The organism is Catellatospora aurea, assembly GCF_042663325.1.
GTDB lineage: Bacteria > Actinomycetota > Actinomycetes > Mycobacteriales > Micromonosporaceae > Catellatospora > Catellatospora aurea.
Genome location: NZ_JBHTAC010000001.1, coordinates 285,896 through 300,139 on the forward strand (window position 1 = coordinate 285,896; position 14,244 = coordinate 300,139).

Here is a 14,244-nt window from a genome sequence, read left to right on the forward strand (position 1 = left end):
TCGGGGGGATTAGCGGGAGAACTTCTTCTCGGTCTTGTCAGCCGCAGCCTGCATACGGTCGCAGAACTTGTCGGCGGTGCCACCCTGGAACATCAGCTCGTTGGTGGCGGCGCGGCACTCGTCGTCCAGGTTCTTGTACCAGGCGTCCCAGCGGAAGCTGAAGTTGGCCGCACCGGCCGCGGTCAGCGCCGCGTTGGCCGAGGTCAGGCCGGGCGAGAGGGTCAGGCCCTCGGCCGCGCCGGTGACGACGGTCAGCGACTTGGTGAGCTCGGTGAAGCCCTTCGCGCCGGCCTTGGACAGCATGTGGCGCAGGTACTCCTTGCCACCCTGGACGTTCTTGCCCTTGCTGGCGACGAAGTACATCTCGCCCGCGGCGGCGTAGAGGCCCGTCGCCGGGAGCTTGTCCGACGCGGTCGCGGCCGGGATGGCGGCGACCTGGTAGTCGAAGCCGGCCGGGGTGTCCTTGGACTGCTCGTTCTCCAGCCAGGAACCCGACGGGTAGAAGCCCACCTTGTACTGGTTCTGCTGCAGCTGAACCTCGGTGTGCTTCAGGCCCAGGTGAGCCTTGTTGCCGTACTTGGCGCCGATCTCGCCCCACAGGGTGGCGGCCTGCTTGACGGCGTCGTTCTTCCACGCGTTCGGCTCGAGGTTGTCGATCGCCTTGAGCACGTCCGCGCCACCGATCTTGGCGGCGGTGGTGAGGATGACCAGGTACTGGTAGTAGGCCGCGTTGGCGCCCGCGTACGAGTACGGGGTGATGCCCTTGGCCTTCATCTTCTCCAGCAGCGCGGTGAAGTCCGCCCAGGTGGTCGGCGCGGTCCAGCCGTTGTCCTTGAACAGCTTGCCGGAGTACCACAGGCCGAACACGGTGTAGGCGTAGTTCAGCACGTACGGCTTGCCGTTGAAGGTGCCCTGCTCGATGGTGCCCGGGATCAGGGTCTCACCGACGGTCTTGCCGGTGATGTCCAGCGACGGGGCGGCGAACAGGTCGCTCAGGTCGGCGACCTGGCCGGCCTCGACGAGCTTGCCCTGGTCCATCAGCTTCGAGCCGGCGTTGTTGACCATGTCCGGCGGGGTGTTGCTCGCGAAGCGCGGCTGCAGGGTGGTGGAGACCTCCTGCGTCGAGGAGTACTTCACCTCCGACTTCGGGAACTTCGCCTTGTACGACGGGATGTGCACGTCCGTGGCGTACTTGGTGCCCAGACCGCCATCGAAGATCACAACCTCGACCGGGGTCTCGGTCGCGACACCCAGGGGGTTCTCGGCGCTCTTGTCGCCGGTCGCCGAGGCGTTGGGCTCGTCGGTGCCGCCGCCGACGCAGGCGGAGAGCAGACCGGCGGCGGGGGTGGCCAGCAGGCCGACGGCGGCGGTCCGGCGCAGCACGCTGCGACGGCTCAGCTCCGACGGGCTGTCGGTGTGGTTGGACATCATTGTCTCCTCAGATTCGGGTCGCTGAGATGGTGACTCGAGGGTGTGGTGAGGCGGTGCCTGTAGCAGTCGCGGTCACGGGCGAACCCGCAACCGCGGCGGACCCGGCCGCACCGGGGATCAGTGCGGCACCACACCGAGCGTCATTGCTCGATGTGGTGTCGGCCCAGTGCTCGATCGGGTCGAGCACGGTCGGCGGCAGCACGGCGCAGGCGGGGGCGGTCACAGCTCGCCCTCCTTGCTCTGGCCGTTGCTGAAACGGTGCGCGTCCACCGCGCGGGCGGTGCGCTGGAACGCGGCGTGGGAGCGGTCGTGGGTGCGCTGGGCGACCGCGATGTAGAGCAGGTCGAGCACCACCAGCTGCGGGTGGCGCGCCGACAGCGCGTCCGGGCGGAACGAGGTCGCCTGGCTCGCGGTGAGCAGCACGATGTCGGCCAGCTCGGCCAGCGGCGAGCGCGGGAAGCCGGTCAGCGCGATGGTGACCGCGCCGTGCGAACCGGCCTCGGCCAGCATCTCCACGGTCTCGCGGGTCTGCCCGGTGTGCGAGATGCCCAGCGCGACGTCGCCCTCGCGCAGCAGCGCGGCGCTGGCCAGGCCGTTGTGCACGTCCGGCCAGGTCCACGCGGCGATGCCGATGCGGTGCAGCGAGAACTGCATCTCGGCGCCGACCAGGGCGGAGCCGGACGCGCCGTAGATGTCGACGCGGTTGGCCGAGGAGATCGCGGCCGCGGCCCGCTCGACCTCGGCGAGGTCGAGCATCGCGGCGGTGTCGCGCATGGCCTGGGTGTCGGCCGCCATGATCTGCGCGAGTACGCGCTCCAGCGGGTCGCCCGGCTCGATGGCCCGGCCGATGTCCTCGGCCCAGCCCGCGGAGCGGGCGGCGCGGCCGGTCTCGCCGGCGATGGCCAGGCGCAGATCGGCGTAGCCCTCGAAGCCCAGCGCGCGACAGAAGCGGGTGATCGAGGCCGGCGAGGTGCCGGAGCGCTCGGCCAGCTCGACGATGGTGGCGCGGGCCGCGCCCGCGGGGTCGGTCAGCACCTGCTCGGCGACGCGCTGCAGGGCCCCGGTGAACTCGGGCAGCTGTGCGCGTACCCGCACCAGCACGCTGTCCGGCCGGTCCAGGCCGAGCCGGGCGTGCGGGATCTCCAGCGGGGCGGACTGTGCCGCCGCAACCGGTTCCACGCGCTCCACCACTGACTTCTCCTACTGACCGGGTCCCGAACAGTTAACCGAAAGGAAGTTAACTGTTAGTGGTAAAAGTTCTTACTGACGACCCCCTCTTGTCAAGTCCACGGGCAAACTTTTTAAAGCTGTTACCTGGCGATGCTGCCCGGCCCTTGCTCCCGGCGGCCACTTTGGGGAGCATGAATGCCGCATAGGCCACACCAGCGTTGACCGTTTGGACGAGGTAAGAGGTGACATGTCGGACAAGCTGGTATTAGGGCTCGACGTCGGCGGAACCAGCACCCGGGCCGTGCTGGCCACGCCCGACGGGCAGCGGCTCGGCTTCGGCCGGGCCGGCGGCGGCAACCCCACCACCCACGGGGCCGCCGCGCTGACCGAGCTGACCGGCGCCATCCGCGCCGCGCTCGGCGACACCGCGCCCGAGTCGGTCGCCGGGGCGGTGCTCGGCATGGCCGGGTACACCAAACTCGGCGCCTCCCCCGCGCTGCGGGCCGCGTTCGACCAGGCCTGGACCGGCCTCGGCCTGCGCTGCGAACCCCAGCTGGTCAGCGACGTGCTGGCGGCGTACGCCGCAGGCACGCCCGACCCCGACGGCACCGTCATCGTCGCCGGCACCGGCGCGATCGCCGCCCGGGTCCGCGGCCACCGGCTCGACCACGTCGCCGACGGCCACGGCTGGCTGCTCGGCGACCTGGGCTCGGGCTACTGGCTGGGCCGCGAGGCCGTCCGCGGCGCCCTGCGCGACCTGGACAAGGAGCGCCCGCTGGGCGCGCTGGCCGCGGGCGTGCTGACCGAACTGCTCGGCACCGACACCATCGCGCCCCGCCGCCGCGACACCGCCGCCGACCTGGTCCAGGCCGTCGTCGCCGAATCCCCGATCGCGCTGGCCCGGCTCGCCCCGATGGTGCTGCGCTGCTACGACGCCGACGACCCGGCCGCCGTGGACGTCGTCCAGCGCGGCGCGGCGCACCTGGCCGACACCGTGGCCATGGTGCGCGCCCCCGGCGAGACCACCGTCCTGGTACGCGGCGGCGGCCTGCTCACCAACGACACCCCGCTCGCCGCCGAACTGGCCGCCGCGATCGCCGTGAGCTGGCCGGACACGGCACTGCGCCCGGCCGGCGACGCCGCCGCGGCAGCCGCCTGGCTCGCCGCCCTGCCCACCGCCCCCGACCCGGTCGCCCTGCACACCCGCCTGCTCACCCCGGCCTGACCCGGCCTGCGGGCCGCGCCCGGACGGGTGTACGCGGGCGGCGCGGACGTGGGACTGCGTGGGGCTGGCGGGGTGCGGGCGGCCGCGCCCGGTAACCTGCTCCGGTGCAGGTCTGCCAGTTAGCTCCCGAGGCGTCGCGATGACGGACGTGAAGGTCCGGGCCGCCGGCGGCACCCGCTGCGGCAGCTGCGCCGAGGCGCTGTACCTGACCGCCCAGGTGCCACTGCCCCGCTCCAGCCGCACCCGCACCGTCGGGCTCTGCCCGCAGTGCGACGCCGGCCGCCCCGAGACCCAGGGCCTGCTGGCATACTTCGCCGAGCACCCCCAGGTGCGCCCCGAGGACCTGCACCAGGTCTCCGAGCTGGTCGGGCGCTGGCTGGAGGCGCTCACCGAGCGGGCCGACCGGGACGGCTCGCTGGCCGCCGACGTCGAGGCCTGGTGGACCGGCCGAGCGGGCTGACCGCCCGGCGACGCCACGCCGGTGAATAGGGTTGCCGCGGACGCGGCCGCGGGTTATGAACCTCCCATGGTGACATTCCGAACCGGCGTCGAGGGCGACTACGACGAGGTCAACCAACTGGTCCAACGCGCCTTCCTCAACGACACGCAAGGGCGGGAGTGGGCCGAGGAACAGGCCCTGTTCGAGCCCGACCGGTCCGTCCTGGCCGTGGACGGCGACCAGGTCGTCGGCCACGTCGGCACGTTCACCCGGGACCTGACCGTGCCCGGCGGCGTGCTGGCGGCCGGTTACGTCACCGTCGTCGCCGTGGCCGGCACGCACCGCCGCCGCGGCCTGGCCTCGGCGATGCTCACCCGCCAGCTCCGCGAGATCCGCGACCGCGGCGAGGCCTTGGCGCTGCTGTGGGCCAGCGAGGCGGGCATCTACGGCCGGTACGGCTACGGCCTGGCCAGCCGCCGCCTCAGGTTCGAGATCGACCGCCGCGAGGTGCGCATCGACGGCTCCCGGTTCGACAAGTCCCGCCTGGACGGGCTGCGCCTGCGGGCCGCACCCGCCGCCGTGCACCGCGCCCGGGTCGCCGAGGTCTACGAGCGGGTGCGCCCGTCCCGCCCCGGCTTCGCGAGCCGGGACGACCGCTGGTGGGACTACCGCCTCGCCGACCAGGCCTGGCATCGGGGCGGGGCCGGACCACTGCAGGCCGTCGTCTGCTTCGACGGCGACACCCCGGTCGGGTACGCCCTCTACCGGTTCCGGTCCAACTGGAACGACAGCGGACCGAACGGCGAGGTCGGCGTCATGGAGACGGTCACGGCGACCCCGGCGGCGTACACCATGCTCTGGGATTTCCTGCTTAACGTCGACCTCACCCGCACCGTCGGCATGTGGCTCGGCGCGATCGACGAGCCCCTGCAGTATCTCGTCAACGACGTGCGCCGGCTCGGCATGGGCATGGGCGACGGCCTGTGGGCCCGCCTGCTCGACGTGCCCGCCGCGCTGGCCGGCCGCCGGTACGCCACTGAGGTCGACGTGGTGCTGGAGGTCGTCGACGAGCTGCTGCCCGGCTGCGGGGGCGTGTTCCGGCTGCGCGGCGGCCCCGACCACGCCACCTGCGAGCCGACCGCCGACGCCGCCGACCTGCGCCTGGACACGTCCGCCCTGGCCGCCGTCTACCTCGGCGGCAACAGCCTCGGCTCGCTGGCCGCCGCCGGCCGCGTCGCGGAACTGCGCCCCGGCGCCGTCGCCACCACCGCACCGGCCTTCACCTGGACCCGGGCCCCCCACGCCTTGGAGATCTTCTGACCACTGCGTGTCGGGGTGGGCTGCGAGGATGGGGACATGCTGTTCGCCGGGATCGCCGCGACGTCGGCCGCCGTGACCGCCACCTCGGGCCGCAAGGCGAAGGTGGAGCTGCTGGCCGCCGCGTTACGGGAGCTGGCGGCGGGCGGCGATCCGGTCGAGATCGCGGCTGGGGCCGCCTACCTCAGCGGTGAGCTGCGCCAGCGGCAGATCGGCGTGGGCTGGGCGGGGCTGCGCGACCTGCCCCCGCCCGCCGAGTCGGCGACCCTCGACGTGCGAGCGGTCGACGCGGCGCTGGAGTCGATGGGCATGATCAACGGCCAGGGTTCGCGGGCCCGGCGGCGCGCGGCGGTGGGGGCGTTGTTCGGCGCGGCCACCGCGGATGAGCAACGACTGCTGACCGCGCTGATCGGCGGCGAGCTGCGCCAGGGCGCGCAGGCGGGCCTGCTGGCCGACGCCGTCGCGCTGGCCGCGGCGGTGCCCGCCGCGGTGGTACGCCGGGCGCTGCTGCTGTCCGGGGACCTGAAGGCGGTGGCCGCGACGGCGCTGACCGAGGGTGAGGCGGGGCTGTCCGCACTGCGGCTGTCGGTCGGCACCGCGCTCGCCCCGATGCTGGCCCAGTCCGCCCCGGACCCAGAGCAGGCGCTGGCCGCGACCGGTGTCCCGGCGGCCGTGGACGCGAAGCTGGACGGCATCCGCATCCAGGCGCACCGCGACGGTGACGAGGTCGCCGTGTTCAGCCGCAGCCTCGACGACATCACCGCCCGGGTGCCCGAGATCGTGGCCGCGGTGCGCGCGCTGCCGGTGCGCTCGGTCGTGCTGGACGGCGAGGCGATCGCGGTCGACGAGCGCGGGCGGCCGCGCCCGTTCCAGGAGACCTCGGGCCGGGCGGCGCAGCGGGCGTCAGGCGCACTGACCTCGTACTTCTTCGATCTGCTGCACCTGGACGGCACGGACTGGATCGACGAGCCGGGCACGGCGCGCTGGGCCGCGCTGGACACGATGCTGCCCGCCGAAATGCGGGTCGAGCGCACCCTCGCCGAGACCCCCGATCAGGCGCAGCAGGCGTTCGCGTCGGCGCTGGCGGCCGGGCACGAGGGCGTGGTGGTGAAGGCGGCGCAGGCGGCGTACGAGGTGGGGCGGCGCGGCGCGGGCTGGGTGAAGGTGAAGCCGCGGCACACGCTCGACCTGGTCATCCTCGCCGCCGAGTGGGGCAACGGGCGGCGGCGCGGCCGGCTGTCCAACCTGCATCTAGGGGCGCGGGATCCGCAGGGCGGCTTCGTGATGCTGGGCAAGACCTTCAAGGGCCTGACCGACGCGATGCTGGCCTGGCAGACCGAGCGACTGCTGGAGCTGGCGGTCGAGCGCGACGATTTCCAGGTCACAGTGCGACCGGAACTGGTCGTGGAGATCGCGTTCGACGGGGTGCAGCGCAGCACCCGCTACCCGGGCGGGGTGACCCTGCGTTTCGCGCGGGTGCTGGGCTATCGCGAGGACAAGAGCGCGGCCGAGGCCGACACCCTGGACGCGGTACGCGCGCTCGGCGCGACCGAAGCCGACGCCTGACCCGGCACGAGGGCCGTGCCGGAGGCCCCCGGCACCGCCCTCGCTGATCATCCGACGCGGACGCCCCGCGCTCACTCCTCGGGAACGATCACCCACATCGCGATGTAGACGATGAACTGGGGTCCCGGTAGCAGGCACGACAGCAGGAACAGCAGTCGGACCAGCCAGGCCGGCAGGTTGAAGCGTAACGCCAGACCGGCGCAGACACCCGCGATCCAGCGTCCGTGGCGCGGCCGGTACAGCCGCCGAGCCGTTGAGGCCATCTTGGTCAACTCCCCGAAGAGCGGTGCGGCGTGTTCGCCGCGGCTGTCTTCGACGGTAGAGGGCGGGGTCACCCCCGCCCTCGGCCCGCAGATGGATTCACGCTGGTCGTGGCCCGTACGGGCGTCCCCTATGGCGCGGCTGTGCTAAGACTCACCTACTTCATCTGGCCGGCGGTCAGGCCGGACTGCACCTGGCGCTGGAAGACCGCGTACACCACCAGCACCGGCAGCATGGCCAGGGTGAGGCCGGCGAACAGCCGCGAGTAGTCGCCGCGGTAGCCCTCACTGATGGCGAGGTTGGCCAGGCCCTGGGCGAGCACCTGCTTCTCGTCCGAGGTGATCAGGACGACCGGCAGCAGGTACTGGTTCCAGTGGCCGAGGAAGTTGAAGATGCCGACGCTGATCAGGCCGGGTTTGGCCATCGGCAGCATGACCCGGAAGAAGGTCCGGAACGGCCCGCACCCGTCGATGTAGGCCGCCTCGGCGACCGCGTCGGGCAGGGTGCGGAAGAACGCGGTGAGGAAGAAGACCGTGAACGGCAGCGAGTACGCCGTGTAGATCAGCATCAGGCCGGGCAGGGTGTCGCGCAGCCCGACCCCGCCGACGATCTTGAACAGCGGCACGAAGGCCAGCACGACCGGGAACATCATGCCGCCGACGAACACGAAGTACACCAGTCGGCTGCCCAGGAACTTGTAGCGGGCCAGGGCGTACGCGGCGGTCGCGCCGAGCAGCATGGTCAGCGTCAGCGAACCGACCAGCACGATGCCGGTGTTCACGAAGTACTGCCCGATGTGGCCGTGCGTCCAGGCGCGGGCGAAGTTGTCGAAGCGCAGCGCGCTGGGCAGCCCCCACGGGTCGCCGAGGATCTCGGCGTCGTCCTTGAACGAGCTGAGCACCACCCACAGCAGCGGCAGCGCCGTCAGCAGGCCCCACAGCACCAGGAAGGCGTGCGAGAACACGTTGAGCGTGCCGTCGACGGCCTTGCGGCCCCGTCCGGGCTCTCCGGTGGCGGCCTTGACCGGGCGGTCCGCCTCGGCGGCCGTCAGGCCGCGCTCGACGACCGGGGCATCCATCGTCTGCTCGCTCATGAAAGCTCGATCCTCTCGCGGCGGGTCAGGCGCAGGGACAGCACGGTGACGCTGAGGGTCACGAAGAACATCACGACGCCGATGGCCGACGCGTAGCCCCACTTGTAGTCGCCGAACGCCTCGGTGTAGAGCCGCAGGCCGACCACGTCGGTGGAGAAGTTCGGGCCGCCGCGGGTCATCACGTGGATCAGCGCGAAGCCGTCCAGCGCCAGGATGGCCAGGTACACCCAGGCGACCTGGATGGTGTCCCAGAGCAGCGGAATCGTGATCCGCACCAGGGTGTTGAGCCGGCTCGACCCGTCCAGGGCGGCGGCCTCGTAGATGTCACGCGGCACGGACTGCATGGCCGCGCCGAACAGCACCACGTAGAAGCCGACGTTGGCCCAGACCATGACCGCGAGCACGGCCCAGAAGGCGTACGCGGGATCGCCGAGCCAGACCTTGGCCAGCCCGTCCAGGCCGACCGCGCGCAGCGCGGAGTTGACCAGGCCGCTGCGCGGGTTGTAGACCTCGGCCCAGAGCACGCCGACGATCGACACCGACAGCATCTGCGGCGCGAAGTAGATGACCTTGTAGAGCGCCGAGCCGCGCACGCCGGTGACCGTGCTGCGCCCGCCCCGGCCGCCCACGTTGAGCATGGTCGCCAGGAACAGGCCGAGCGCGATGGTCAGCAGCGGCAGCAGCACCAGCAGCCACAGGTTGTTGAGCAGGGCGTTCCAGACGTACTCGTCGCCCATCATTCGTTTGAAGTTGTCGAACCCGACGAACTCGTACGCCGGCGACAGCCCCTGCCAGTTCGTCATCGCGATCAGGAACGACTGGGCGTACGGGGACACCACGAAGTAGCCGTACAGCGCCAACGGCGGCAAAAGGAACGCTGCCAGCAGCGGATACTTCCCGTGTCTCACGTCGTGCCCTCCTCGTCGAGTGCGGACCGGCGCCCGCCACATCAGGCGTGGCGGGCGCCGGGGTCAGCGCGTCAGGCGCTGCGCTTGTACTTCTTGAAGGTGGTGTCGGCCGCGATCAGGTCCGCGCCCTTCTGGCAGGCCGCGAGGAACTCCGCGGGCGTGGTGCGCCCGGAGAAGAACTCGCCGCACGCCGCGTCCACCAGCTCGCGCTCCAGCTTGCGGTAGTACACGTTGTAGACCCAGTTGAAGCCGTTGCTGCCCGAGTCGGCCAGCGCCTTGACCGCGGTGGTCAGGCCGTAGGGCAGGGTGGCCCCCTCGGCCGCGCCGGCCACCACGGACAGGCTGGACACCTTGCCCGTGAAGTCCTTCGCGCCCTTCATCGACAGCATGTGCCGCATGAGCTCCATGCCGCCGCGCTCGTTCTTCGCCTTGGCGGGCACCACGAACGGCTCGCCGGCGGTGCCGCGGATGGCGGCGAACGGCAGCTTGTCACCCGAGCCGAGGCTCGGGGTCGGGGCGACGGCCATGTTGAAGCCCTCGGGGGTGACCGCCTTCTGCTCGCTCTCCAGCCAGGAACCGCAGGAGATGAACGCCGCGTTGCCCTTGCACCACTCGGTCTGGGACTGCTTGTGGTCCAGGCCCGGGGAGCCTTCGAGGATGTACTTGTCCTTGACGATCTGGTACCACGCCTCGGCGGCGGCCTTCATCGCGTCGGAGGTCCAGGCGCCCGGCTCCAGGTTGTCGATCGCCATGGCCACCTGCGGCCCGCCGAACTTGATCGCCGTGGAGATCACCGGCCAGGACATGTAGCGCGGGTGCTTGCCCTGGTAGGTCCACGGCGCGATGCCGGCGGCCTTGATCTTCTTGCACAGGGCGATGTGCTCGTCCCAGGTCTTGGCGTACTCCCAGCCCTTCTCGGTGAAGAGCTTGCTGGAGTACCAGATGCCGTAGACGGTGTACGCGTAGTTCAGGACGTACGTCTTGCCGTCGAAGCTGCCGCTCTCGACCGTGCCGGGCAGCAGGGTCTCGCGCACCTTCTTGCCGGGCACGTCCAGGCTCGGCGCGTCCAGCAGCGGGGTGAGGTCGGCGAGCGCGCCCTGGGCGACCAGGCCGCCGAGGTCGATCTGGCCCGCGCCGGAGTTGTTCACGAAGTCCGGCGGGGTGCCGTCGACGAAGCGCGGCTGCAGCTCCTTGTTGATCTCCACCACGGCCGAGTGCTTGACCTCGGCCTTGGGGTAGGTCTCCTTGTACATCGCCTCGTGCGCCTTGGCGTAGTCCTCGCCGAAGCCGCCGTTGAAGATGACGACGTCGAGCGGGGCGTCTTCCTTCACGCCCAGCGGGTTCTTGTCGCTCTTGGTGCCCTCGTATTTGCCGGACGTGTCGCCGGAGGTGTCGTCGCCGAGCGCGCAGCTGCTGAGCAGCCCCGCGGCCGGACCGGCGAGGACGCCCGCCGCGGCAGCACGCCGCAGCACCGTACGCCGGGTCAGGTCGGACTGTGCCATTCCCACTCCTTGCCAGAGACGGTCTGGTATTTCCCTACAAGTTTCGGCCGTGTTCTGAAGGATTCTTACGGCCGCCGTCGTCACTAGGCAAGGTCTCGCCGCAGAAACGTTACGCAGACTTTCTACAGAACCCCCATAATTCGCCCCCAGGCGTTCATGACCAGGTGACCGCCTGTTCACGAACCCACAGGATCATCGGATGATCCCCTACCCGCGGCGGTGAAAGTTTTCACCAACTCCCCCGCGCGGACATGACAGAAGCTCCGATCAAGCGCCTGAGCAGCAAGATCAGAGCAGTGCGCGGCGATCCTCTCACAAAGACGAAACCCCGTCCATGCAGCTCAGGCCGCATGGACGGGGTTTCGGTCGCGGGTCAGTGCTGGGTCGGGAAGCCCAGGTTGATCCCGCCGTGGCGCGGGTCCAGCCAGCGGCTGGTGACCACCTTGCCCCGGGTGAAGAAGTGCACGCCCTCCGCGCCGTGCGCGTGGGTGTCGCCGAACAGCGAGGCCTTCCAGCCGCCGAAGGAGTAGTACGCCATCGGCACCGGGATCGGCACGTTCACACCGATCATGCCGACCTCCACCTCGTGCTGGAAGCGCCGGGCGGCCCCGCCGTCGTTGGTGAAGATCGCCGTGCCGTTGCCGTACGGGTTGCCGTTGACCAGCGCCAGCGCCTCGTCGTACGAGCCGACCCGGACCACGCTGAGCACCGGCCCGAAGATCTCGTCCGTGTAGATCGACATCTGCGGCGTGACCTGGTCGAACAGCGTCGGCCCGAGGAAGAACCCGGACCCGTCCGCGTCCGGCCGCACGGTGCGGCCGTCGACGACCAGCTTCGCGCCGGCCCGCTCGCCCGCGTCGACGTACGAGGCGACCTTGTCCCGGTGCACCTTCGTCACCAGCGGGCCCATGTCGCAGCCCCGACGGCCGTCGCCGGTGCGGATGCCCGCCACCCGCTCGGAGATCTTGCCGACCAGCTCGTCGCCGACCGGGTCGACCGCGACCACCACCGAGATCGCCATGCAGCGCTCGCCCGCCGAGCCGAAGCCCGCGTTGACCGCCGCGTCGGCGGCCAGGTCGAGGTCGGCGTCGGGCAGCACCACCATGTGGTTCTTCGCCCCGCCCAGCGCCTGCACCCGCTTGCCGTGCGCGGTGCCCGTCTCGTACACGTAGCGCGCGATCGGCGTCGAGCCGACGAACGACACCGCCTTCACCAACGGGTGGGTCAGCAGCGCGTCCACGGCCTCCTTGTCGCCGTGCACCACGTTGAAGACCCCGTCGGGCAGGCCCGCCTCGGCGAACCACGAGGCCAGCAGCACCGACGCGCTCGGGTCCTTCTCGCTCGGCTTGAGCACCACCGCGTTGCCGCAGGCGATCGCGATCGGTGCGAACCACAGCGGCACCATCGCCGGGAAGTTGAACGGCGTGATCACCGCGACCACGCCCAGCGGCTGCCGGATCGAGTACGAGTCCACCTCCGTCGAGACGTTCTCGCTGAACGAGCCGCGCTGCGCCGACGGGATGCCGCAGGCGAACTCGACCACCTCCAGGCCGCGCTGCACCTCCCCCGCCGCGTCGGAGAGCACCTTGCCGTGCTCGGCCGTGATCGCCGCGGCCAGCTCGTCCCGCCGCTCGTGGATGAGCTGCCGGAACGCGAACAGCACCGCGGTCCGCTTGGCCAGCGACGCGTCCCGCCAGGCCCGCGCCGCCCGGTCGGCAACGCCGACCACAGTGCCGACCTCGGCCGCCGACGCGAAGTCGACCAGCGCGGCCACCGCGCCGGTCGCCGGGTCGTACACCTCGCCCTGCCGGGTCGCACCGTGCTCCCACGGCTTGCCGTCGACGAAATGGGTGATATATCCAGTCATGCTGCTACCGCCTGTCGATGTGCTGCCGCCAGTGCGGCGGCCAGGATGTCCAGGCCCTCCTTGGCCTCGGCCTCGGTCAGGGTCAGCGGCGGGCCCATCCGGATCACGTTGCCGTAGAGGCCGCCCTTGCCGACCAGCAGCCCGTTGGCCTTGGTCTCCTCCAGCACCCGCAGCGCCAGCTCCGGGGCCGGATCGAGGGTGCCGGGCCGGACCAGCTCGAACGCCAGCATCAGGCCCTTGCCGCGCACCTCCGCCACGATCGGGCAGTTCAGCCCGCGTACGCCCCCGTGCAGCACCTCGCCCACCCGGGCCGCGTTGGACTGCAGGTCGTGGGAGAGCACGTAGTCGAGCACCGCCTGGCCCGCCGAGGCGCTGATCGGGTTGCCGCCGAACGTGTTGAACGAGACCGCGTTCAGGCAGTCCATGATCTCGCCGCGGGCCACCACGCCGCCCAGCGTGAAGCCGTTGCCGATGCCCTTGGCGAACGTCAGCATGTCCGGCACCGCGTCGTGGGCCTGGTAGCCCCAGAAGTGCTCACCGGTGCGGCCCCAGCCGGTCTGCACCTCGTCGGAGATCCACAGGATGCCGTGCTCGTCGAGCACCTCCTTGACCGCCTTGAAGTAGCCGTCGGGCGGCGCGACGAAGCCGCCGACGCCCTGGATCGGCTCGGCGATCAGGCACGCCACGTCGCCCGCGGTCGTGGTGGCCAGCACCTCGCGCAGGTCGGCCACAGAGCGCGCGATGTACTCGGCGTCGGACAGGCCCGCGAACACGCCCCGCAGCCGGTCGCCGGAGTGCAGGTAGCTGACGTTCACCGGGGACAGCGAGGTCGCCGACCAGCTGCGCTGGCCCGTGACGGCGAGCGCGGCGAAGCTGCGGCCGTGGTAGCTGTTGCGCACCGCGAGGATCTGGTTGCTGCGCCGGTACTGGGTGGCCAGCAGCAGGGCCGTGTCGTTGGCCTCGGTGCCGGAGTTGGCCAGGAACACCTTCGGGTTCGCGATGCCGGACACCTTGGCGATCTTCTCGGCCAGCTCGACCTGCTTGCGGATCAGGTACAGCGTCGAGGAGTGCGCGATGCCCTTGTCGAGCTGCCGGCGCACCGCGTCGGAGACCTCCGGGATGTCGTACCCGATCATCGTGGTGAGCACGCCGCCGAAGAAATCAAGGTACGTGCGCCCCGCCGCGTCGGTGACCCGGCAGCCGGAGCCGGAGACCAGCTCGATCGGGTCGGCGTACAGCGGGTTGATCCAGTTGGGCATGACGGCACGGTGGCGGTTGAGCAGTTCGTCGGTGCTCATGGGCTAACACGTCCTTCGGCGGGCGGTATAGGGCTGTGGCTCGGATCACCCTGGACGCTCCCAGCTCCGGGAGCCCCGGGCAAGCTACATCGTGCCAGCCGCCGCCGTGTCCACCTGACAGATCGTCAAGCCGGGAGGGTGTGCGCCGCGCTTCTCGCCGAAGAATC

Annotated in this window: 12 protein-coding genes; 4 read left to right on the forward strand and 8 right to left on the reverse strand. The window is 71.1% G+C overall.

All coding sequences use genetic code 11. From position 1 onward, the window contains the following. Positions 1 to 9: 9 nt before the first annotated feature. Positions 10 to 1,428 (reverse strand): N-acetylglucosamine/diacetylchitobiose ABC transporter substrate-binding protein, encoded by a 1,419-nt coding sequence (ngcE, locus tag ACFQO7_RS01350; protein WP_360535863.1) that lies wholly within the window; start codon positions 1,426 to 1,428, stop codon positions 10 to 12. Positions 1,429 to 1,650: 222 nt separating this feature from the next. Then, on the reverse strand, positions 1,651 to 2,577 hold the full coding sequence (locus ACFQO7_RS01355) for a MurR/RpiR family transcriptional regulator (RefSeq protein WP_239167626.1): 927 nt from the start codon (positions 2,575 to 2,577) through the stop codon (positions 1,651 to 1,653). A 271-nt stretch (positions 2,578 to 2,848) separates the two neighbouring features. On the opposite strand from ACFQO7_RS01355, the gene ACFQO7_RS01360 reads away from it, so the two are divergent. The 4 genes from ACFQO7_RS01360 to ACFQO7_RS01375 all read left to right on the forward strand — a co-directional run bounded on the left by ACFQO7_RS01360 (position 2,849) and on the right by ACFQO7_RS01375 (position 7,148). Next, complete coding sequence (locus ACFQO7_RS01360) at positions 2,849 to 3,826, forward strand: N-acetylglucosamine kinase (protein WP_376804602.1); 978 nt, start codon at positions 2,849 to 2,851, stop codon at positions 3,824 to 3,826. 139 nt (positions 3,827 to 3,965) lie between these two features. Continuing rightward, positions 3,966 to 4,286 carry a DUF6300 family protein gene (locus ACFQO7_RS01365; protein ID WP_376804603.1) on the forward strand — a complete coding sequence of 107 codons (321 nt, stop codon included), beginning with the start codon at positions 3,966 to 3,968 and terminating at the stop codon, positions 4,284 to 4,286. Between the two features lie 66 nt (positions 4,287 to 4,352). Continuing rightward, entirely contained in the window at positions 4,353 to 5,585 is a 1,233-nt protein-coding gene (locus ACFQO7_RS01370) for a GNAT family N-acetyltransferase (protein WP_376804604.1), read from the forward strand. A 36-nt stretch (positions 5,586 to 5,621) separates the two neighbouring features. After that, entirely contained in the window at positions 5,622 to 7,148 is a 1,527-nt protein-coding gene (locus tag ACFQO7_RS01375; protein WP_376804605.1) for an ATP-dependent DNA ligase, read from the forward strand. Between the two features lie 71 nt (positions 7,149 to 7,219). On the opposite strand, the gene ACFQO7_RS01380 is transcribed toward ACFQO7_RS01375, so the two are convergent. The 6 genes from ACFQO7_RS01380 to ACFQO7_RS01405 form a co-directional block, all read right to left on the reverse strand. Continuing rightward, positions 7,220 to 7,411: a PspC domain-containing protein gene (locus ACFQO7_RS01380; RefSeq protein WP_203694529.1), complete on the reverse strand. Its 192-nt coding sequence runs from the start codon at positions 7,409 to 7,411 to the stop codon at positions 7,220 to 7,222. Positions 7,412 to 7,566: 155 nt separating this feature from the next. After that, complete coding sequence (locus ACFQO7_RS01385; protein WP_376804606.1) at positions 7,567 to 8,502, reverse strand: carbohydrate ABC transporter permease; 936 nt, start codon at positions 8,500 to 8,502, stop codon at positions 7,567 to 7,569. Beyond that, positions 8,499 to 9,410 (reverse strand): carbohydrate ABC transporter permease, encoded by a 912-nt coding sequence (locus ACFQO7_RS01390; RefSeq protein ID WP_376804607.1) that lies wholly within the window; start codon positions 9,408 to 9,410, stop codon positions 8,499 to 8,501. Before ACFQO7_RS01390 ends, ACFQO7_RS01385 begins: the two co-directional genes overlap by 4 nt. A 71-nt stretch (positions 9,411 to 9,481) precedes the next feature. After that, the gene (ngcE, locus tag ACFQO7_RS01395) at positions 9,482 to 10,912 is read right to left on the reverse strand and encodes an N-acetylglucosamine/diacetylchitobiose ABC transporter substrate-binding protein (protein WP_376804608.1); all 1,431 of its coding nucleotides are present in this window, start codon (positions 10,910 to 10,912) and stop codon (positions 9,482 to 9,484) included. Between the two features lie 373 nt (positions 10,913 to 11,285). Beyond that, positions 11,286 to 12,779 carry a CoA-acylating methylmalonate-semialdehyde dehydrogenase gene (locus tag ACFQO7_RS01400; protein WP_376804609.1) on the reverse strand — a complete coding sequence of 498 codons (1,494 nt, stop codon included), beginning with the start codon at positions 12,777 to 12,779 and terminating at the stop codon, positions 11,286 to 11,288. Next, the gene (locus ACFQO7_RS01405) at positions 12,776 to 14,077 is read right to left on the reverse strand and encodes an aspartate aminotransferase family protein (RefSeq protein WP_376804610.1); all 1,302 of its coding nucleotides are present in this window, start codon (positions 14,075 to 14,077) and stop codon (positions 12,776 to 12,778) included. The genes ACFQO7_RS01400 and ACFQO7_RS01405 overlap by 4 nt, the downstream gene beginning before the upstream one ends. Between the last annotated feature and the right edge of the window lie 167 nt (positions 14,078 to 14,244).